General features: G+C 45.1%; 13 protein-coding genes and 1 riboswitch. Of the genes, 7 read left to right on the top strand and 6 right to left on the bottom strand.

The window, feature by feature from the left end; genetic code table 11:
- Positions 1–163 precede the first annotated feature (163 nt).
- The 4 genes from CXF83_RS18915 to CXF83_RS18900 all read right to left on the bottom strand — a co-directional run bounded on the left by CXF83_RS18915 (position 164) and on the right by CXF83_RS18900 (position 8007).
- Entirely contained in the window at positions 164–1369 is a 1206-nt protein-coding gene (locus CXF83_RS18915; RefSeq protein ID WP_101093135.1) for a YibE/F family protein, read from the bottom strand.
- Between the two features lie 138 nt (positions 1370–1507).
- Positions 1508–3643, bottom strand: coding sequence for a bifunctional metallophosphatase/5'-nucleotidase (locus CXF83_RS18910; RefSeq protein WP_101093133.1), 2136 nt, complete (start codon positions 3641–3643; stop codon positions 1508–1510).
- A gap of 760 nt (positions 3644–4403) precedes the next feature.
- On the bottom strand, positions 4404–5942 hold the full coding sequence (locus CXF83_RS18905; protein ID WP_101093131.1) for an endonuclease: 1539 nt from the start codon (positions 5940–5942) through the stop codon (positions 4404–4406).
- 376 nt (positions 5943–6318) lie between these two features.
- Complete coding sequence (locus tag CXF83_RS18900) at positions 6319–8007, bottom strand: sensor domain-containing diguanylate cyclase (RefSeq protein ID WP_101093129.1); 1689 nt, start codon at positions 8005–8007, stop codon at positions 6319–6321.
- A 228-nt stretch (positions 8008–8235) separates the two neighbouring features.
- Between CXF83_RS18900 and CXF83_RS18895 the strand changes: the two genes are divergently transcribed.
- Positions 8236–9273 carry an alpha/beta hydrolase gene (locus CXF83_RS18895; protein WP_101093127.1) on the top strand — a complete coding sequence of 346 codons (1038 nt, stop codon included), beginning with the start codon at positions 8236–8238 and terminating at the stop codon, positions 9271–9273.
- Between the two features lie 345 nt (positions 9274–9618).
- Positions 9619–10890 (top strand): YeeE/YedE family protein, encoded by a 1272-nt coding sequence (locus tag CXF83_RS18890; RefSeq protein WP_101093125.1) that lies wholly within the window; start codon positions 9619–9621, stop codon positions 10888–10890.
- A gap of 243 nt (positions 10891–11133) precedes the next feature.
- Here the strand turns inward: CXF83_RS18890 and CXF83_RS18885 are convergent, their stop codons facing one another.
- Positions 11134–12156: a transposase gene (locus tag CXF83_RS18885; RefSeq protein ID WP_101093123.1), complete on the bottom strand. Its 1023-nt coding sequence runs from the start codon at positions 12154–12156 to the stop codon at positions 11134–11136.
- A gap of 454 nt (positions 12157–12610) precedes the next feature.
- Here CXF83_RS18885 and CXF83_RS18880 point away from each other — a divergent pair, with 454 nt between their 5' ends.
- Entirely contained in the window at positions 12611–13348 is a 738-nt protein-coding gene (locus tag CXF83_RS18880; RefSeq protein ID WP_101093121.1) for a hypothetical protein, read from the top strand.
- A gap of 140 nt (positions 13349–13488) precedes the next feature.
- On the opposite strand, the gene metH is transcribed toward CXF83_RS18880, so the two are convergent.
- Positions 13489–17247 carry a methionine synthase gene (gene metH / locus CXF83_RS18875; RefSeq protein WP_101093120.1) on the bottom strand — a complete coding sequence of 1253 codons (3759 nt, stop codon included), beginning with the start codon at positions 17245–17247 and terminating at the stop codon, positions 13489–13491.
- Between the two features lie 244 nt (positions 17248–17491).
- On the opposite strand from metH, the gene CXF83_RS18870 reads away from it, so the two are divergent.
- The 4 genes from CXF83_RS18870 to cobT all read left to right on the top strand — a co-directional run bounded on the left by CXF83_RS18870 (position 17492) and on the right by cobT (position 21527).
- On the top strand, positions 17492–18127 hold the full coding sequence (locus CXF83_RS18870; protein ID WP_101093118.1) for a histidine phosphatase family protein: 636 nt from the start codon (positions 17492–17494) through the stop codon (positions 18125–18127).
- Between the two features lie 161 nt (positions 18128–18288).
- A riboswitch (cobalamin riboswitch) is annotated at positions 18289–18442 on the top strand.
- Between the two features lie 74 nt (positions 18443–18516).
- The gene (locus tag CXF83_RS18865; RefSeq protein ID WP_232775148.1) at positions 18517–19398 is read left to right on the top strand and encodes an ABC transporter ATP-binding protein; all 882 of its coding nucleotides are present in this window, start codon (positions 18517–18519) and stop codon (positions 19396–19398) included.
- On the top strand, positions 19391–20443 hold the full coding sequence (locus CXF83_RS18860) for a FecCD family ABC transporter permease (RefSeq protein ID WP_101093114.1): 1053 nt from the start codon (positions 19391–19393) through the stop codon (positions 20441–20443). Before CXF83_RS18865 ends, CXF83_RS18860 begins: the two co-directional genes overlap by 8 nt.
- A 55-nt stretch (positions 20444–20498) precedes the next feature.
- Complete coding sequence (gene cobT, locus CXF83_RS18855) at positions 20499–21527, top strand: nicotinate-nucleotide--dimethylbenzimidazole phosphoribosyltransferase (protein ID WP_101093112.1); 1029 nt, start codon at positions 20499–20501, stop codon at positions 21525–21527.
- Positions 21528–21834 lie beyond the last annotated feature (307 nt).

Raw genomic sequence — 21834 nt, 5'->3', positions numbered from 1 at the left:
CTGCGCTGACGGATAACGGAACGCTGTGCTGACGGATAACGGAACGCTGTGCTGACGGATAACGGAACGCTGCGCTGACGGATAACGGAACGCTGCGCTCACGGATAACGGAACGCTGCGCTCACGGATAACGGAACGCTGCGCTCACGGATAATAGACTCTGCTATTGAGCTTCTGCTGTGGTTGGCCGAGGCGTAACAACTTGTTCAATAACTTCATTCTCTAACATCGGTTGAGATGTTTCGGCAACGGGGGCTGGTTCACTGAGCATATACCTAGCGAGCCAAGCCGTAAGAGGAATCGTTAATACAATGCCGACACTGCCAGCCAACGCATGAATGATACTCAACGCGATAATGGGGGTATTGATAAACTGAGTCAGTGGCATATCCAAACCCCAAACCATCATAATGGTGGTTAAAGAGCTACCCGCAAAGGCGAGTATCAAGGTGTTGGTCATGGTGCCCATGATATCTCGTCCGATATTCATACTGGCTTTCATCAGCTGCTTTGGGCTGAGCTTTGGATCGGCAATTTTCAGTTCGTTATAGGCGGAGGCAATAGAAATGGCCACATCCATCACTGCGCCAAGGGCTGAAATCATGATGGCGACAAACATTAACCAGCGGATCTGAATTGGTTGAGTGGCCAAATAGATAACATCTTCGCCTTTATCTAAATAGATGCCGGAAAGGTGAGCAAACTCGCCAAATACCTGCGCCATAATGCCGGCCGCAATGACGCCAAGCAAGGTGCCACCCATGGCGCAGAAGCTCTTTTTGTTATAACCAGATACCAGAATGAAATTAACTACAATCTTCAATCCCATCAGGATGATGGTGATAAGTACTGGATTCCACCCGGCAAAAATAGCCGGGATCAAGACTCCGATGATCAGTGCCGCGGTAAAGTAGAGCGACACCACAGAATTTAATCCCTCTTTCTTGCCGAAAGAGAGCAGCAACAGCAGGAAGGCAAAACACATCCAGTAGATAGCCGTCGATCGCTTGTGGTTGTAGGCCCAATATACGGTGCCGTTAGAGGTATCTCTTATCATCATGATAAAGACGTCGCCTTCAGCGACCAGTACATTATGTTGCCTGCTAAGGGGGTTTTGCACTTCGACCACTTTACCGCTTTCTTCTCCCTCTAATATTTCGGCGGTGATCACCTGTAGGCCCGTCAATATGGAGGGCACTCTGGCATCAGGGGCCAGATTGTTTGAGAGCACAGCGACAACGCGAGCTTCTACAAATTCTTGCTGCAGCGGCGTCTTAGGTTTCAAGCTGTCGCTCAAACTGGGAGAAATATAGAAAATTAAGGTTGAAACAATGGCGATGAATAGGGTGAATCGATAGTCTTTTAACATAAGTTTTTTAATATAGATTGTCAGTAACTAAGTGAGCAAAAATATCTTAAGGCCGTCTAACACACCAGTCATTACCGATAATGACAGATTAGCCTGAACAGAAAAAAGGCCTGTTACCAGGCCTTTGTTGAGTGCGATTTAATCAGTGACACAACCTGCATAATCTTGAGTCGGATTGACAAAGTATGAGTTCACGTCATTAACATTGACCGCGTCCAAAATCCCTGGATATTTAGGGTTGTCTGGGTCAATGTTGACACAGATTTCTTTGCTAATCAGTCTATTCCACAGTGCCTGGCCTTCGGCCTTGTCTGTGCGTAGTAAGGTGATAGCGCCATTATCCTGATACTGTTTAATTTCCCAGTTAGGATTGGTGAAGTCGCTGGCATCAACGCCTTTATTGTCCTCAACATATTCAGTTAGCATGTCACGGATAGCGTAAACAGACTCGTTGACTGAGTCATAATAAACATCGTCACCCGTTGCCCAACCAAACTTCTTGATGTTTGAGCCCCAACGATAGCTGTTTAAAGCAACCTTGTATGTCGCAGTCGCATCGAATGGCTTACCATCGATTTCGATGATCTCGATACGGTTACCTTCATTGGTGACTGTATTGTTTTCATCCATGGTTAATGCATCGCCAGCGAGGTCGACAACGAAGTCAATCTTACCGTCGAACTGATCATACATGTAAGCTTTAGCACCTTTCTTAAACGATACGGTAATGTCGCCGTCTTCATAGGTATTAAAGTAAGTGTAAGACCACTCCATATAACGCTTCAGGTTTGCACCCGTCATGTTTATACCGATAAGGGTATTGTCATATTTGTACAGATTAGTGGAATCTTTCTTCGCGTACTCTTGACCGTCAATCAGGTTAGAGCTATCAGAGAATAGAGATGCTGCAGAGACCACGGCTTTAGATTTTTTAATCTGGATTTGGTTAATGAAGTCCATCAACGGCGTATCCATGACTTTAGCAGTATGAATCGTTGAATATAGACGACCCGCTTCATGGTCGTAATCTTCATGCACGGCTTCATCGGCGCCAGTACCCGGGGTAAAGTCACCACCGACTAGACCCAGAACCAATTGAGCATCGGCCTTAGACATGTCATGAACATACTGGAACTGCGAACTTGTTATCTGACTTTCTTCGATATTTTTAGAGGTGACATTGCTCAGAGTTGTATCCACCATCTCCCACTTACCATCGGTGTTCTTCTTAAGCTTAATGTCAGCCTTAGCCAGAGCCCAACCCCACTTGCCCGGCTCGATGATCTTCACACTCTGGCCGCGGTTTGTTTCGTCATAAGTGCCAGACAGTGTCTTATCTTCAGCGGTATCACCGCCTTCAACAGAGATATCGGTTGCAGTGATCTCTTCGCCTGCTGCCGCTTTTTGGATGCTTTCGATATACGTTGCGTGTTCGTGTCCGGCAATAATGACATCGAACTTATCAGCCATTTCAGCCGCAATCTTATGGACACCGGCTCCACCTTCAGAGCTACGTCCGATATGGAAGGCACCAACGATGACATCAGGATTGAATTTTGCGATTAACTTATCAACTGCAGCGCGTGTGGATGCCAGCTCTTCATCAAATTTAAGACCTGCAAAGTGTCCAGGTGCAGACGCTTCCCAGTTAGGGATATTTGATGGGCTCACACCCACGATAGCAACTTTAGCACCATCGACTTCGAAGATTTGGAAAGCACGAATGTAGTTAACATCGTTTTCTTCCCATTTAATGTTGTTCGATACCACGGCACCATTGAAGTGATTCAGGTTACGGTCGATGAAGCTGCGTTCGAAGTTAAATTCATGGTTACCAGGAACCCAGAGATCGTAACCAAGTGAGTTTAAGGTAGACACGACAGGATGCGTTGGATCATCGTTGAACAGTTGAGCTGAGTTGCCTTGAACGGTATCACCGATATCGATCAAGATCATATTTGGGTTTTGTGCTTTTGCCGTCTCAAGCAAGGTAGAAATACGGGTTAAACCAGCATCAGAATCTACCGCATCGAGCGCATAATCATAGCCAAAAATACGGCCGTGGAGATCCGATGTTGCACCAATAGTGATGGTGACTTCGTCGACTTCGTTTTGGCTCTTTACAATGATGTCGGGTGTATTCGTGAGTGTTTTACCTTGTGTGGCTACTGGCGCATAACCACTGTCGGTATTAATTATTGTCTCATCATCGCTACAGCCAGCTAAAGCAGCAAGTACCGCTAAACACAGTACACTGCGAGTAGTTTTTTTCATATTCAACCCCGTATTATTTTAATTGTGCATTATTTGCACATCTATTGACTGAGGCGAGTGGTGACTAGTATTAATAATCAATCCCAATAAGTGATTAAAATTTTCGGTAACCAACCCATAATAAAATTATTTAAACTATTTATAGATAACCCATCTATAAGATAAAAGTGTCTAAATAAATCATTACACTATGTTGTTCCAAATATTTTAATAAAACGCCTCAGTATTTCAGTAAATTACTAAATGGTTAATTAGCTACTTTTTAATAACTTTTAATTAACTGAACTGAATTGTATCGGCTTCAATATTAATGGTCGTGATCAGGTTCACACATAATACGTTACAAAAAGAGACATCTAAGTTGTAAAAGCACACAGTTGAATATTGGGTAACTGATATTTAGTGCTTATAGGAAATTTTAGCGTAGCAGCGATGATATTAGAGCTAGGTGAACATTTGGTAATATCTCTAACATCACTCGAGATTTTTATTCATACATGCATAATGTATTAATTGCTAATATAGTGAGCGGGTATATATACTAAAACATGTACAATATACTATCTTCATAACGTCTGCGGAGTAAGCTGAGAAGCAACGTGTGGTGCATTACTGATAAGCCTAAATATTAAGTTGAAATAACGAGTTTGGGCTTATTAGCAGCTATTAAAAAAGCCAGACGGAGAGACCGACTGGCTTTTTTAATGGATAAATTCAAGTTATGGCAGTTTCAAGCTAACCATATCTTAATATCATCATTTTAACGAATGCGTCTTCTTAGCCCCAGTAACACCAATACCCCAATCCATAATGATCCCAGCGCCCCGCCTGATGACTCAGTGGTAGGTTTAGTGGGTTCTGTTGGCGTGGTTAAATCAGTATTTCTCACGGTGAGATTCACTGTTTTAGTGATCGTTTGATCGAGAGAGTCTTTAACGGTAAGGCTAAAGCTCACCATTGAATCAAGGCTCACACTTGGTGCAGTAAAAACTAACTCTGCTTGAGTGGTACTTGCCAAATTCACTTTAGGTCCAGCAGTCTGAGCCCATTGATAAGTGGGCTTATCGCCGTTACTTGAGCCAATAAGACTCACTTGCTGTGCTTCACTCACAACCGAAACGGCTGCAATATCTAATCTAAATGGAGAGGCTATAAACTTGTCTTTTACGGTAATACTAATTTCATTATTTGCTTTAGCATCCTGACTATCGGTAATCGTGACTTTAAATCCGAAATCCGTATCCATTGTCACTTTAGGTGCAATAAAAGTCAGCGTAGCACTGTCGGTATCTACAGGCTTAACATCAGCGCCTGATGTTTGCTCCCAAAGGAAGATGGCATCAGTAATATTTGCCGTCGCCGTTAAGGTCACGCTATCACCTTCAATCACAGGTTCTGTTGCTGCAATACTCACACTCGGAGTCACAGCTGGAATGTCACTACACTTGTTCTTATAAACAAAGTCAGTCCATTCTGGATGGTCGACATAAGGGTTACGGTTACCTTGATATTCAAATACTACATCATTACGATTGCGCTCAAAATTATCAACAGGATCGTTAGCATGCCACTCAAGCAAGGTACATAGTTTACCCATTTCGCCAGGTTTGGAGTTGTCACTGTTTGTGGCAGTCCCCGTTCTATCGACCAAGACAAGGTCAGGCATATCTGTATCACTGCCGACTTCATAACGAGTGTCCATATAGAACATCATGCGTGCGACATCACCTTTAACCGCTTCTCTTGGTTCCCACGAAATAGAGCCATTTTTAAGATTATCAGGCGCTTCAGCGACCGCACTGCCACCGTTATCAAAATCATTGTTACTACGCTGAGAATTCATCGACGTATCAGAAGGGCGCAGGTGATGAATGTCGGTATAGCCATGCTGAGAACTCTTAGGAAAACCATGACTCTTAGCCCATACGTGCTCACGGTTCCAGTAATCTGGATTATTAACACCTGATGCATTTTGATTTTTAGGAATAGAGTTGCCTTTGTAAAGCAAAATAACGTTATTGGCATTAGCAGGATCTTCATCGGTGAAGGTCAATGCCGTCCACACTTCAGCATAACTTAACTGCTTATGACGGGCAGAAATATCCTTGTTAATGGCCTTTTTAAATTCAACCATATCAGTGTTATCAGCGGCATTAGCTGACGCATAATAAGTTGTTATATCAAAATCGGCACGATTAGCAATAGGAGTAATATCAGGGCAATTGGTACAGATATCCCCTTTCGCTGCATAGGCTGAGCTGACAGAGAGAAAGGCGGTTAACAATAATAGTCTTTTCATTATACAGAATTCAGTGTTTCCAAATTGAACAGTAATTAAATCATAATTGAGAGGCTAAAGTAGGCCTTAAGACTGATAACTAGGGGCATATTTGTGAAATAGATCCCACTTTTAGAACGCAAACCTCAACCTTAAGCTGACATGTTAAAAACAATTACTATTAATTAGTTTTACCTAATGACATTCAAGCGGTTACGTGGGCAACATTATGGTAACGCTATTTATCTATTCAGCCGTCGCTAAAGAGAAAAAGAGCACATAAAATGGTTTGTAGGTGTTTTGCTGTAAATTAACACTAAAGGTTTTTTTACCGCCATCCTTGCTTCAGATGGCTTTAGGGATTGTGGTTGGCCGCTGAGAATGGTGTTTTAAACATCTATCCGTTGACGTTCTCAGCGAGCGGAGGGGTATTTTTGCTGCGCTTGTGTTGGTACATACGTGCATCGGCAAGGGCGAGGCATTCAGATTGATTGCTACTTTCCCGCGCGTGCGCTATTCCATAACTGATCCCAGAGTGTGGCCATTTCGACTGCATTGCGCTTTGACAATGCATCATCATCCGGCCAATGTCCTCTACCGCTGACGGCATATCGCTAAACAATTGAGCATTGAGTAACCACACAAACTCATCACCGCCAGTACGAAATACTTCACCTTTACTATCAAGGGCATTTGTCATGGTTTTAGCACCATAGCGTAATAAGGCATCGCCCTGGTTGTGGCCGATCTCGTCATTAACTAATTTCATTCCATCGTAATCGATAAAGGTAATAATGTAGTTGTCATCGACCTTAGCTAATGCTTCGCTCAGGGCGTAGCGGTTGCCTATATGCGTTAAGGGGTCGATTCTGGCTTGATAATAGGTGCGGGAGTAATCTTGTTTTTTCTGTTGTAACCAAGCCGCTAGAGAGAGCAGTATACAAAAACAATCGCCAGTTAAGGCCAGCATAACGATGAGTTCGGCATGTCGTTGTCCCGTTAATACATCGCTATGAGACAAGATATAGTAAAGCATGGACAGGCCATACATGAGGTTACCCAGTAGATAGTATTTGGCTCTGAAATCATTAGAAGCCAGCATTTTTATGCCAATAACAATGGCAAGCGGCACCCAGATTAGCGCGATGATATGGGAAATAGTAAATGCGATTGAAAAGCTTAACAACGGCAAGATAAAGCCAATAATCAGGCAAACGATAGACAGGCCATTAAAGAGTTTTTCCAGACGCTTATGCAGAGAGTCAAAGTTAAATAATAACTTAGTAAATTGACTGGCCGAAGCGATGGCAAAAGGAAATATCACGATACCAAGATAGCTGGTATTAATAGTTTGGATGTTAAATATATCATCGATTAAGCCTGAGGCTGCAGCCCAACCTAAACCGTGTAACCCAATATAAGCCGAACAGGCAAGGGTGACGATTAAGCGTGTTTTGACATACAGAATTAAAGCAATGGTGGCCAGCGTGAGCATGGTGGCAATAGAAAAGAGTGTCACCGTGTTAGTGATAAATTGCTTGTGGTAAAAACTGGCGCTGTTAGTGATATCAACCGACAGTGGCAACGCAAAATGCTCAGCGTTAATGTAGAGCCAAAGGTAACCACTCTCTTGCTGACTTAAAGGTAATTCAAACGCCTGAGTGTGCATTAGCACAGGGGTGTTGTTATCCCCATGTTGTGAAAAGTTAATCACTGCAGTATTTAGGTATTGTTCAGACTCCCAAAATCCAAGCCCCTGATCGACAAAATTAGCATTGATCCTGACGAACCAGTTTGCTGGTAATGCAGCCTGATTATTCAGCTTTAGCCGGGCGGCATAGGTACCCGATTGGTTAACCAATGAGGTTTTGATGGGAGTTGATGCTTGGTATAAATGTTTAAGCGTTTCAAGTGATACAGGGAGAGAGTCAGGCACTGTGTTAATTTTGCGCCAAATCGCAGTATCTTGAATGACAATGTCTGTGGTGTTTGTTAGCTGGGTTTCAAACTCAGCAGAGTTTGAAAAAGAGCTAAAAAAAACCATTATCCAGAGCAAGATTAATGCCGAGACACGCTTGATTTTCATGTTGTTATTTTGTTGCTATTAAGTGTGTAGTCACATTAACATAGATGCTCAACGACCAAGTAGTGTTTAAAGACAGAAAGTGCCTTATCGAGAGACTAAAATGGCATGTCTTTTAGACCATCCGCCGTCAATCAAAAAAGCGCCGCGTTTTAGGGGCACTTATTGCTAGGCTAACAAGGATAGAATTGGACTGAGTGGCCTAATGATTTCTTTTTTAGAGAGAACGATATGAAAAAAATAGCCTTCAACTTAATCGTCGCTAGCCTCCTATATGCCGCGACTCCCGCTTTAGCAGGCGACAGTGCAGTTTTATTAGACAAGGATGTAGCTGTAGGCGAAAACACCCCCAGTGATTTTTTCTCTCTGAGTGAAATAAAAACCGCACCGCAGACAACCATCCCCTCGCTCGACTATGTTGCCGCCAGCGATGATGAAAAACTGGCACTACGCGCTTACTTACCTAGCGACCCCAAAGCGGTGGTGATCTTTTATCATGGTGCAGGCGCCCACAGTGGCCTTATTTATCCCCATGTTGGCGCAGGCTTACGTGATGAATTTAACATTGCGGTATTCACACCGGATCTTCGTGGTCACGGCTCATCATCTGGTCCTAGGGGCGATGCCCCCGATAAGGAACAAGTGTGGCAAGACATTAATAGTGTCATTGAATATGCACGCCAACGCTACCCAAGCTTGCCACTCTATATGGCTGGTCATTCATCGGGATCTGGGCTAATACTCAATTACTCAAGCTGGGATCAACACGCCTCTGTCGATGGCTACTTCTTTATTGCACCGTATTTTGGTTTCCGTTCAGAAACGGATCATGATGAACCAAAGCCGTTTTCGTTTAGCACTGTCAGCGTTTCCTCTTTTGTGACTAATGCGATGAGTGGCGGTTTATTGATGGGGCATTCAAAGGCGGTTCAATATCATTTCCCGCAACAGGTCTTAGATGACAACCCTAAGATCGTATCGTTTAATACCGTTAATATGTCTAATGCCCTGACTCCCGAAGCGCCCGATGAACAGCTAGCACAGCTTCAACGATACGATTTATGGATTGGTGATAAAGACGAAGCCTTTGACGCTAATAAAGTCATCGCCTTTGCCGAGGCCAACCCTCCACAATATGCCGCTCATACATTACAAAAAGTGACTAACGAAAATCATTTTTCTATTCTGTTAAACGCTCATCAATATATCGGCAACTCAATTTTAGACCGACTTAAAGCGAGTGAAATAGACGTTAAAAAACAGAAGTAGCCCAAGAGTCAGGATTGTTGGCGCTCATTTTATAGTGAGTGAGCCGCCTTGGCTGAACTTTGGCAATTCCATCCCCACAACAATATTGGGACTATAAAAGCGACGGCAGATAGGTTAATGGCTAATTCGACTCCCAATATCTAAGTTTACTCTCGCTCCACTTAATACAAGCGCATGAGTTATTACAAAGGGGTCTATCTAAAACACGCTATAGCGATAGACAGAAACAGCTATATTCACCACAATCTGCAACCTAAATGGCAGGAATGCCAAAGCGTTTGAAAAATATAACGTTTTGTTTGTTTTTTGTTTGAAACTTGTTATTAAATATAGTTGGTTAGTGTTGTGGTTATAAATAAGAATCAAGCGGTGATGGCCGTAACAATTTTACTGTTGACGTTAGTGGTTGGCGCGACTCAATTAGCCAATGACGGGCTCTTTTTACGCTTGTTATTAGGGCTCAGTTTAGGCTTTGCCTTAGCCAAAGGCGCCGTTGGTTTTGCCGGTAGTATTAACCGAGCTTACCGCCGTGGTTCAACGCAGTTACTGCAAACCCTAATGTTTATGTTTGTCATCACAGCAATCATCAATGCCGGTTTACTGCTTAATGCTGGCAGCCAGCAATATGATTTATGGATTAATCCTATCAATGCAGGGCTGCTTATTGGCGGCATCATGTTTGGCGCAGGCATGAGCTTATCAAGCTGCTGCGCAACCGGCATGATGGTGGAGTTTGTCAGTGATGTCCCAAGAGCTGCAACGACACTGGTGTTTTTTGGTGCCGGCGTCTTCTTTGGTTTTCCATTACAAAGCAGCCAAAGCTGGATAACCGATTCGTGGTTTTCGTCAGCAAGCTATCAAGGTAAAGGCGTGTTTTTACCGGACTTGTTTGCTGGTACACCGCTGAATGGTTATTTTATGTCTATATTAGTGACCCTGTTTTTAGCATTAAGCGTGGTGGTTATTGCCAAAAAGTATGAAAACTATCGCCGTCGCAATGGCTCATATTTAGGTGTGTCGGGTGAAATTGAGCGACAGAATATTCAACGCCAAAGTAATCAAAATGGCGAAGATAACTCATTCACATTATTCAGCCGTGAAACATATCAAAACTGGTTCGCTAACCTCTGGCAAATGCGCACCACCGCGTTAGTCATCGCGGTTATCTTTGGCATCATGATGGCAAGTACCGGCGCAGGCTGGGGAGCATCGACACCCTTTGGTATTTGGTTTGCAAAGGGATTGATGTTATTTGGGGTTGAATTAAACACCATTACTGAGATAAGCCAGCGACCAGAGGCGATGTTTACCACGCCGTTTTTTGAACATGGCGTGTCAGTGCAAAACTTTGCGATTTTATTAGGCACCTTAATTGCGGTGTTGTTTATGGGAAAATTTAAGTTTTCATTTACTCTAAACCACTCCGCTAAACAGCTGGCGCTTTTTGCTTTAGGTGGATTATTAATGGGATTTGGTACTCGTTTTGCCAATGGCTGTAATGTCGGAGCATTGTTCACCCCTATTGCTAACTTCTCATTATCTGGATGGGTGTATTTACTGGTAATGATTGGTGGTGCTATCGCTGGCAACCGTTTCCAACAAGCAGTGATGAAGTAACATCGTTAGAGTGCTATTGAAGTATATTAATGGTTGATGAAGCAGGCTGAATCATCAACCATTAAAGATATGGATAGGGGAGGAGTAAACGGCTCGAATGCCATCTTGCCTTTTCGAAAGGACAGTGCTTCGTGGTAAGAATATTCTTTCTCTTTGTTACACATCATGCAAAAGCGATTCGCTAGGAAGAGCATGTGACAAAGGCAGAAGATATGACTGTTCGTCTTTCACTTTGATTGTAATTCAGGGTAATGGATGTAGTGCATTGCTATAGGCCTTTCCTTTACACCACTTCCCGTTTTGATGCTGCCTTTTAAACTCACACATCGCGTCCCAACGACCGCTAATACCACTGTATTGACGACGAAACTCTTTCGCTGACGTTATCCAGGTATCAGGTGAGATACCTAGACAATCGAGTAGTTTAGGGCGACTTGAGTCTATAAACCCTCTCTTATCTGGTCTGATAGCTTTGCCAGTCCAATCGATAAGTTCCAGATAATCACAAAAGTGAAATGGAATACCTGATTGAGTTGTAAGGTGGGTTGAACCATTAAATTCGGCGAGGGGCTTTAATGATTGCTCATTTGAATGTTCTGAGTGCTTTGCAGAGTCTGTCTCGGTCGTATTAAGTTCAGTCATTCGCTCTTGGATTGAGGTGAAGTCAGAGGTTTGCACGCTATCAGCAATCCCTGCTCTGATGGGGTTTAAATCAACATACATCATGCATGCTAGCAGTGCTTGTTCATCGAGTAAGGCTTGAGATTTGAAACGTCCCTCCCAGAAAGCGCCTTTACACTCATCTTCTCGATTTGCCCTGCGGGCTATCTCTTCATTTAGGCACCTCATAAACCAAGAAATGCTAGATAAACGCTCATGCCACTCAGCAAGTAAGCCATCAAGGAGCATACGTTCCCCTTCAATCAAGGTGTCACCATTCAAATACTTAGTCGCTACATCATGACCTTTGGTCACCTGACACCACCGAGTAATGACTTCGCGGTGACTCAAAGACTTGGCTTTATCAACGTCAATCTTAAGCACTAAATGGTAGTGATTGTTCATTACGGCATAAGCGCATATATCAATACAAAAGATGTTTGAAAGCGCTTTAATTTTATCAATAATCCAACCCCGCCTATGCTCGAAGCTCTTACCCGAGACTTTATCTTCACCGCAGAGATAGGCTCGTCTGACACAACGATTAATGATGTGATAAAAAGGCGTCGTTTCAGCATCTATTAGGGTTCTTCTTGCGGAGGTCATAATGACAATCCTTCACTAGGCAGTACCAGTTCGGTCATTAAAGCCTAGTAGAGGATGGTTTAAAGTACAAAAGATATGGCTGTCCTGTCTTTTCCTGTCTTTTACTGTCTTTTCTGATAATTGGTATCACAACACGGCTTGATAATTTGAACTGAGGAGTTTACGGCGAAATATTATGCTACTGATATTTTATTTTATTTATACAGCAGAACACTAAAGGTGATAGTCATCTTTATTTACAATAGCTTGATGATATTCGAACTCGCAGCCCCTATCCAATAAGGGGTGAAGGGTTTTACAGGAAATTAAATTGTACCTATAGTTATTGAATAAGCAGTTTATGAAGTGTGTTGTTTGTGTTTAACCTGACGTTTTTATAACGAATAAAGACGATAGTTAATTTATCAACTGATAAGCCTGATACAAACAACAAGTTTATTAATTGGAGCTGTATATGACTTCTAACAAAAGTAAGGTAGAGCTATTCCCCTTACTTCATTTACTTGATGATTTTAGCCAATTTCAGCTACAGGGTGGCTTCGTCCAAACATTAGCTGAAAAAGACTTACGCCTTCAGGCTCCGCCCTCAGCTAGGGGTGATGAATTATCAAATATCCCTTGTGTGAGTGTTTATGATGCTCCACTTCATACCGATATTGCTGACTTACAACGGTATTTTTGTGCCAAAAGTAAAGATAACCAATTAGTCAGCCATGAGATATTTAAAAATCTTGTATCTGTTAACCCTATATCGCGAAATAGGCATCAAAGACAATATCAATTAGTGGCTTTTTTAGAGGAGAAGAAGCAAACACCAGTGGCATTTGTGACCTTTAATGTTGGCTTGCTCGACTCTTGGTATACGGATGGTCAACCCAGTGATGAGAGGCATGTTGGTGTTTGCTGCTATTTATTGTATGCCTACGTCGTACCGGAGTTCCGTCATCTTGGTATCGGTAGCTGCCTTTTTCACCTGATTTCGAATTTATTTTGGTCTCAGCTGCAGTTCATCGATGCACAGACGCAGGCTCATGAACTCACGATGGTACCTTTGGTTTATGAGAGTTCGGCAGCAAAAGGAGCCGAAGGATTACTGCATCAAGTTGAAAGAAATATTAATCAATATAAGGCACTACTATTAACTAATAATACCTCTTTGAAAATTGACTCTTGCATGAGTAACTTTTCTTAGTTTATGGCGCAGGAGTGCATAGCTAGGTTTTTCCTTAGTGGATTTCGTATGCAGGAGAAGTGATGATGTGAGGGCGTTTATTGCTAGCCTAGAGCCCCATAGCAAACGGGTTGCTTTGAGGTTCTAGACTCGCTCCGAAATTACTCTGGATCATAATCCAACACTGGTGCCAACCACCTCTCCGTATCCTCAATACTCATCCCCTTACGCTCAGCATAATCCTCAACCTGATCGCGGCCAATATTGGTCACGCCAAAGTAACGCGACTTAGGATGGGCAAAGTACCAACCCGATACCGCTGCGGTTGGGAACATGGCATAGCTTTCGGTGATGTTAAGGTTGATAGTCTCGTCAGGCTTGAGTAAATCCCACAGCAAGCCTTTCTCAGTGTGATCTGGGCAAGCGGGGTAGCCTGGTGCAGGACGAATACCTTTGTACTTTTCACGAATAAGCGACTCGTTATCGAGTACCTCGTCGCTTGCATAACCCCAAAACTCTTTACGTACTCGCTCATGCATACGCTCGGCAAAGGCTTCGGCTAAACGGTCAGCCAAGCATTTGAGCATGATGGCGCTGTAGTCATCGTGATCTGCTTCAAAACGGGCGACATGCTCGTCAATGCCATGACCTGTCGTGACGGCAAAGCCGCCCATGTAATCGGCCACGCCGCTGTCTTTTGGCGCGACAAAGTCAGACAGACAGAAGTTGTCGTTGCCGACGCGTTCAATCTGCATCCGCAGGTGATGAGTGGTTAGCTCAAGCTCGGTGCGCGTCTCATCGGTGTAAAGTTCAATGTCGTCATGGTTAACGGTATTGGCTGGAAACAGGCCGATAACCGCTTTAGCGGTGAGCCACTTTTCATCGATGATCTGTTTAAGCATGGCTTTGCCATCGGCAAATAGCTTAGTCGCCTCTTCGCCAACCACCTTATCGGTTAATATTTGCGGGAAATGACCGTGTAACTCCCAGCTGCGGAAAAATGGCGTCCAGTCGATACGTGCCACTAAATCCTCTAACGGATAGTCATCAAACACTTGACGGCCAAGGACGTTAGGCACAAACGGGGTGTAGTTTTCCCAGTCATGCTGACAGCGATTTTCACGCGCCGCTTCAATGGAGGTGATGATCTTACGTTTGGTTTGTGACAGGCGCTTTTCGCGCATCACGTCATATTCTTGATAAGCCGCGTCGATAGTGGCTTGACGCGTTTGGTTATTAATCAGCTTCGACACCATAGGCACGGCGCGTGAAGCATCGGCGATATAGATGGCGCCTGTCGGTGCATGCGGCGCAATCTTGACCGCAGTATGGATTTTAGAGCAAGTTGCGCCACCAATAATCGACGGTATGGTTAAGCCCGCTTTATGGAAGGCTTTAACGTTATGCACCATTTCGTCGAGACTCGGGGTAATGAGCCCTGACATGCCGATGATGTCGACGTTTTCACGCACGGCGACATCGATGATCTTCTCAACCGGCACCATTACGCCTAAATCAATGACTTCATAGCCGTTACAGGCTAATACCACGCCGACAATGTTCTTGCCGATATCGTGCACATCACCTTTTACGGTGACCATTAAAATCTTACCGTTTGACTGCCCAGGGGTTTTCTCGAGTTCGATATAGGGGTTAAGGTACGCGACTGCTTTTTTCATTACGCGGGCAGATTTGACCACTTGTGGCAGGAACATCTTGCCGGAGCCAAACAGGTCGCCAACCACGTTCATGCCGTCCATCAAGGCACCTTCAATGACATCCAGTGGGCGCGTGGCAGCGGCTCGAGCCTCTTCGGTGTCTTCATCGATAAAGTCAGTAATGCCTTTAACCAGCGCATGAGACAGACGTTTGTTCACGTCCCAGCTACGCCACTCTAAATCTTCTTTCTTAGCGACTTGGCTACCGTCGCCACGAAACTTTTCGGCAACTTCTAACAGCAGTTCGGTGTTGTTGGTCAGTTCACCGTTGGCATCGAGTGCAGTGCAAGGTAGGTTTTGCACTATGGCCTCGACTCTCTCCTTTAACTCGGGATCAATATCATCATAAATTGCCAGCTGACCGGCGTTAACAATCCCCATGTCCATGCCCGCTTGAATAGCGTGATAGAGGAACACGGCGTGAATGGCTTCGCGCACTGGGTTGTTACCCCTGAACGAGAATGACACATTCGACACACCGCCGGAGATCATGGCATGGGGCAGGGTGCGTTTGATTTCGGCTGTCGCTTCAATAAAGTCGACGGCGTAGTTGTCGTGCTCTTCAATCCCGGTGGCGATGGCAAAAATGTTGGGGTCGAAGATAATATCTTCTGGCGGAAAGCCCACTTTATCGACCAGCACGCGATAGGCGCGGGTACAAATTTCAATTTTACGCGCTTTAGTGTCGGCTTGGCCCTGTTCATCGAACGCCATGATAATTGCCGCGGCGCCATAGCGTTTGACTAAGGTGGCTTGCTGGATAAACTTGGCTTCGCCCTCTTTAAGGGAGATGGAATTAACGATGCCTTTACCCTGAATACACTTAAGCCCGGCTTCAATCACTTCCCACTTAGAGGAGTCGATCATGATCGGCACCCGTGATATGTCGGGCTCAGAGGCGATAAGGTTGAGGAATTTGTGCATCATCTCGGCACCATCGAGCATGCCTTCATCCATGTTGATATCGATGATCTGCGCGCCGCTCTCGACTTGCTCGCGGGCAACACTGAGGGCTTCTTCATATTCGCCAGTTTTAATCAGCCGCAAAAATTTGGCAGAACCAGTGACGTTGGTACGCTCACCGACGTTTAAAAACAGCGAGTTTTCATCAATGGTCAGCGGCTCAAGCCCTGATAAACGGCAAGCCACTGCGATGTCTGGTAGTACGCGGGCGTCATGCCTAATCACGGCATCACGGATAGCGCGGATATGCTCTGGCGTGCTGCCGCAGCAACCGCCAATAATGTTTAAAAAGCCCTCTTCAGCCCACTCTTCAATGACTTCTGCCATCTGCTCTGGGGTTTCATCGTAGCCGCCAAATTCGTTGGGTAGACCGGCATTAGGGTGCGCCGACACATAGCATTCAGAGATTTTTGATAGCTCTTCGACATAAGCGCGCAGCTCTTTTGGCCCTAATGCACAGTTAAGACCAATCGATAGTGGCTTAACATGGCGCAGTGAGTTGTAAAAGGCTTCGGTGGTTTGTCCGGTTAAGGTACGCCCTGATGCATCGGTGATGGTGCCTGAGATCATGATTGGCAGGCGGAAACCTTGAGTGTCGTATACGGTTTCAATGGCAAACAGTGCGGCTTTGGCGTTAAGGGTATCGAAAATGGTCTCAACCATAATGATATCCGCGCCGCCAGCGATGAGGGCATCTATCGATTCAACATAGGCTTCAACCAGCTCGTCAAAACTGACGTTACGGTAGCCGGGATCGTTGACATCGGGGCTGATTGAACAAGTGCGGTTGGTTGGGCCGAGTACACCCGCCACAAAACATTGGCGACCTGTTTCTGCTTCAACTTCATTGGCCGCTTCTCGGGCAAGGCGCGCTCCGGCTAAGTTTATCGCGGCTGAATGCTCCTGCATGTCGTAGTCAGCCATGGCAATACGGGTTGCATTGAAGGTATTGGTTTCAATGATGTCGGAGCCAGCCAATAAATAATCTTTATGGATCTGCTTAATCGCAGCTGACTGAGTGAGCACCAGCATGTCATTGTTGCCCTTTACATCGCAATGCCAGTCTTTAAATGGTTCGCCGCGAAAGTCTTCCTCTTCAAATTTGCGATCTTGGATCATGGTGCCCATTGCACCATCAAGCAGCAGGATCTCTTGCTGTAATTTTTGGGTTAGCACCGCTAGCACTTTTTTAGCCGTGTCTTGAGTATGCGGGGCAGTTGTTGGGGTACGTGTTGCCATAGAATATTCCTACCAATTACAGAGTCGCAAAATATAAATTTCAGTAAACGTTGTCCGTGTTTATCAGTTAAGTATTTGCGATACTTGCGTGACATTATTTTGTTTGGACATTTATACGTATAGACGTCCATAATACGTGAGTCGATGTCAGAAGTGCAAGTACTAAAAGTTGATAATTTTTCAGTGTGAATTGATGATAATTTTTATGTAAGTCACTGATAAATATAATATGTGGAATGTTGCAATGCAAAATACTAGAGTGGTTTTACTGCGGCACGGTGCTTGTGAAGGTGGTAATATTTTACGCGGTCATACCGACGTCATGCTGAATTTAGCCGGAAAAGAGCAGCTAAATAGGGCTATATCGAGGCTGTTAACAAGCAAAACCGGGGTCGCGGCGCAAAACAAGATAGCGGATCTGGTGGTCAGTTCGCCGCTATTGCGTTGTGCTTTACCCGCGAAGATATTTGCACAGCAGTACGGTATCGATTTTATTGAGCAGGCCGCTTTTATGGAGCTCAATTTTGGCGATTGGGATGGCCAATCTTTTAGCGCACTTTATCAGCAGTATAGTAGCGAGCTTGATGCTTATTGGGCTAACCCTTGGCAACATACTCCGCCCAATGGCGAGACGATGCAGGTCTTTGAAGCTAGAATTGATACTGCGTGGCGGTCACTCGTTGAGCTGCACCAAGGTAAGGTGATTGTATTAGTGACTCATGGCGGCGTGATCAGGCACTTAATGGCAAAATCGTTGCAATTAAAACAGTGCGCGGGGATCTACAGCGCGTTGAAACTGCCCTATGCCGCAACCGTGGTGATTGATGTATTGCATGATGGCGAGCAACAGCACTTAAGCCTTAATTGGGGGCTGGAATAGCGACTTATATGGGATAAGTTTGATGCAATAGCATGGAAATTGAGCCATCAGCCAAATAGTAATTGATCAAGTTCAATTACTATTTGGGTGAGCGTGGTAAACTGCGTGATACTCGCGTAAAAATACGCTAGAGAACACACTTATTAAGTGGGTCATTAAGAACGAGTCATCAAGTTAGGTGCTTAACCGCATCAATTGGGAACCGGTAGCTTAAGCAATACAAGCTAATAGTCCGGACTGTACCCGCAACTGTATGAGCGCTAGAGCAATATTTTAGCCCTCAAGTCAGATACCAGCCTAACTTTTGATAGATAAGCACTTCACACTAGATAACAACTTGAGCGGGCGTCTCAAGGGAGTTTATTCAATAATGTTTTATGGTTTATTCAATGTCTAAGCAGGCATTAGAAACAGTACTGGCAGTGAGCGGTTTAGGCTGGCAGTTAAATGGCCAAGCCATTTTGTCTGACATCAATTTTAGTTTAGCGAAAGGGCAGATGCTGGGCATTATTGGCCCTAATGGCGCGGGTAAGTCGAGTCTGCTGCGCTGCCTATATCGTTTTATTAAACCGACCACTGGCCACATTCAGCTGTTTGGTGAAGATATCTCGGTGTTATCTGCCAAAGCATTTGCCAAGCAAATTGCCGTGGTGCTGCAAGACACGCCACATCACTTTGAGATGACAACCACTCAGTTGGTTAGCCTCGGGTTAACACCGCATAAGGGCGCCTTTGAATTTACCAATGCCAGCGATCGCCAAGTGGTGACGCAGGCGCTGGTTAAAGTCGGCTTAACGCATAAAGCGCATCAAGCGTATGAAAGCCTATCTGGCGGTGAAAAGCAGCGTGCATTAATTGCTCGTGCAATAGTACAGCGACCACAACTGCTTATATTAGATGAGCCCACCAATCACCTCGATATTCGTTATCAAATCCAAACATTAGAGCTACTGCACACGCTTAATATTACCGTGATCACCTCTATTCATGATCTCAATTTAGCGAGTGCGCTTTGCGATGAGTTATTGCTGCTTGATAAGGGCCGCTGCTTGGCAAAAGGGACGCCCAAAGCGGTGTTGACTGAACAACGTATTGGTGAGGTATTTGATGTGTGCTGCGAAGTTAAAGCCCATCCGCAACATGGTAATCCTTTGATTAGTTACTTTTATGGTTATACCCGCAGTGACGTTATATCGGCCGCTGAAGCAAAAGCCGTTGCGAGTGCAGTGACTCATTCAGTGACCGTAGATAAAGGAACAACTGATGCCTAGGTCATTAGGAGTGGCTCCGCAAGCGACGGGTTGGAAACAGCCACTTGATGTATTGCTGCTGTCTGGCTTGCTGTTGCTGGGGTTAATCACCCCGTTCGCGGCAACCAGTTTTGGCGCCGCAAGTATTACCAGTGGCGATGTGTTGCAGGTCTTCAGCCATAAGATTTTTGGAATGGGTGGCTCCATGGGCGTGACCGAACGCATTGTGTGGGAACTGAGATTACCGCGAGTAATATTGGCGTTTATTGCGGGGGCAGGATTGTCGATTGCCGGCAGCGTACTGCAAACCGTGACCCGTAATCCGTTAGCCGACCCCTATCTATTTGGCATCTCTTCTGGCGCATCATTTGGCGCGGTAGTGGTACTAACCCTTTTTAGTCAGAGCATATTGTGGCTGAGCTTGCCGTTGGGCGCATTTATCGGCGCTAGCCTGTCGGTATTAATGGTGCTCAGTTTATGTGGCCGCAATTTAACGACTCAGGTTGAGCGTATGCTGCTCTCTGGGGTGGCGATATCCTTTATGTTTGGCGCGATGGCGAGTCTGTTGCTGTATTTTTCAAGCCCTCAAGCTGCCGCTTCGGTGCTGTTTTGGAGCTTAGGCAGCTTTGCTAAAGCCAGTTGGTTTGGATTGATATTACCGGCGATTATCGTGTCGGTATGTACTGTGATTATTCTGCTTTTTAAACGTCAAATTGTGGCGATGCGTGCGGGGGATGAAACCGCGCATACGTTAGGGATTAACGTAGGACGATTGCGTTTATCGATGTTGCTACTGTGTTCACTCATCACCGCCATTTTAGTCGCCAATTGTGGTGGCATTGGTTTTATCGGTTTGATGGTGCCACACACAGTACGATTACTGTTTCCAGGAAGATATCCGCTATTGCTTACCGCCGCGGTTGGCGGATTATTTATGGTGTGGGTTGATGTATTGGCGCGGACTTTATTGAGTTACCAAGAGCTACCAGTGGGCATTATAACCTCGGTGATGGGTAGCGTATTTTTCCTATTTATTTTAGGCGGCCGCAGTGCAAAGCGGATTTAAGCTGAGCCGTTGTATTAATTTGTCCTTGTTCGGGATGATGGGAGTATAAGATTAGATGTTTAATATTAAGCCATTGAGTGCAGAATTTGATGCCGAAATTCAACACAAGATTGACACGAAAACCAAGCCCCTTGGCGCGCTTGGTGATCTAGAGGCGCTTGCATTACAGATTGCAAAAGTGCTCGGTAAAGATAGTCCCAGCATCACTAATCCTAAGTTGATTGTATTTGCAGCCGACCACGGTATTGCTAATTCTGGTGTATCGATAGCGCCAAGTGAAGTGACCTGCCAAATGGTGAGAAACTTTATGGCCGGCGGCGCCGCGATAAATGTATTTACTCGCCAAGTGGGCCTAGATCTTGAGGTGATTGACTGTGGTGTTTTACAGCCATTTGATCGCGACAGCGGTGTTATTGATCAACGTTTAGGCGCGGGAACTGGGCCTATCCATAAACGTGCAGCCATGACGCTTGGCGCCGTGAAGCAAGGCTTTGACATGGCGACGGCGCGTATTCAGCTGCACCATGAAAATGGCTGTAACTTAATTGCGCTGGGCGAGATGGGGATAGGTAACACCTCTTCTGCAGCCGCGATTATGTCGGTGTTAACCGGAATTCCGGCGGCTGAATGTGTAGGGCGTGGTACTGGGATTGATGCGTCGACATTTAAACGCAAGCAGATGCTCGTTGAGCAAGCGATGCTATTACATCACAGCGAGCTTGACGATCCAATGCAGGTGTTGGCTTGTATCGGTGGCTTTGAAATTGTGCAGATGACGGGGGCAATTTTGGCCGCAGCCGAGCGGAGTATGCTGGTGGTTATTGACGGCTTTATAGCCTCTGCGGCGGCATTAGTGGCGATTAATATCAATGCTGCTTGCCGCGATTATATGATCTTCTCTCATCAATCAGACGAGAAGGGCCACTACTTAATGCTGGAGTGTATGCAGGCCAAACCCTTGCTCAAATTGGGCATGAAATTGGGCGAAGGCACCGGCGCAGCATTAGCGTTCCCATTGATCCAAGCGGCTGCAAATTTTTACAACGAAATGGCCAGCTTTGAAGAAGCAGGGATAGAGATTTAAAAGTCGATTAAGAGCCGGATAGTGCTGAGACGGTGATAATCGATTAAGAGCCGATTTAAAGCCGGATAGTGCTGAGACGGTACGAGCAGAGACGAAACAGGCTGAGACGGTACAAGCTGAGACGGTACAAGCTGAGACGGTGATAATCGATTAAGAGCCGGATAGTGCGAGCAGAGACGGTACAGGCTGAGACGATTCAAGCTTTTTAGGTCTTTTCTCGGCTCTTCCTCGTCTTTGCTTTTATCGGCTCTTATTCTGCTCTCAACCGTCTTCTAATCGGCTTTTAATCTATTACTTTAAGGATATT

It is taken from the genome of Shewanella sp. Choline-02u-19 (genome assembly GCF_002836205.1).
Taxonomy (GTDB): domain Bacteria; phylum Pseudomonadota; class Gammaproteobacteria; order Enterobacterales; family Shewanellaceae; genus Shewanella.
The sequence above is the reverse complement of the archived record's forward strand: the minus strand, read 5'-3'. Positions and strand labels throughout refer to the sequence as shown.

What these genes read in the sequence shown, in the direction of transcription:
- CXF83_RS18905 (WP_101093131.1), bottom strand. Translation starts at nt 5,942, where the DNA reads ATGAAAAGACTATTATTGTTAACCGCCTTTCTCTCTGTCAGCTCAGCC.
- CXF83_RS18880 (WP_101093121.1), top strand. Translation starts at nt 12,611, where the DNA reads ATGACTTCTAACAAAAGTAAGGTAGAGCTATTCCCCTTACTTCATTTA.
- CXF83_RS18860 (WP_101093114.1), top strand. Translation starts at nt 19,391, where the DNA reads ATGCCTAGGTCATTAGGAGTGGCTCCGCAAGCGACGGGTTGGAAACAG.
- metH (WP_101093120.1), bottom strand. Translation starts at nt 17,247, where the DNA reads ATGGCAACACGTACCCCAACAACTGCCCCGCATACTCAAGACACGGCT.
- CXF83_RS18885 (WP_101093123.1), bottom strand. Translation starts at nt 12,156, where the DNA reads ATGACCTCCGCAAGAAGAACCCTAATAGATGCTGAAACGACGCCTTTT.
- CXF83_RS18915 (WP_101093135.1), bottom strand. Translation starts at nt 1,369, where the DNA reads ATGTTAAAAGACTATCGATTCACCCTATTCATCGCCATTGTTTCAACC.
- CXF83_RS18895 (WP_101093127.1), top strand. Translation starts at nt 8,236, where the DNA reads ATGAAAAAAATAGCCTTCAACTTAATCGTCGCTAGCCTCCTATATGCC.
- cobT (WP_101093112.1), top strand. Translation starts at nt 20,499, where the DNA reads ATGTTTAATATTAAGCCATTGAGTGCAGAATTTGATGCCGAAATTCAA.
- CXF83_RS18910 (WP_101093133.1), bottom strand. Translation starts at nt 3,643, where the DNA reads ATGAAAAAAACTACTCGCAGTGTACTGTGTTTAGCGGTACTTGCTGCT.
- CXF83_RS18900 (WP_101093129.1), bottom strand. Translation starts at nt 8,007, where the DNA reads ATGAAAATCAAGCGTGTCTCGGCATTAATCTTGCTCTGGATAATGGTT.
- CXF83_RS18865 (WP_232775148.1), top strand. Translation starts at nt 18,517, where the DNA reads ATGTCTAAGCAGGCATTAGAAACAGTACTGGCAGTGAGCGGTTTAGGC.
- CXF83_RS18870 (WP_101093118.1), top strand. Translation starts at nt 17,492, where the DNA reads ATGCAAAATACTAGAGTGGTTTTACTGCGGCACGGTGCTTGTGAAGGT.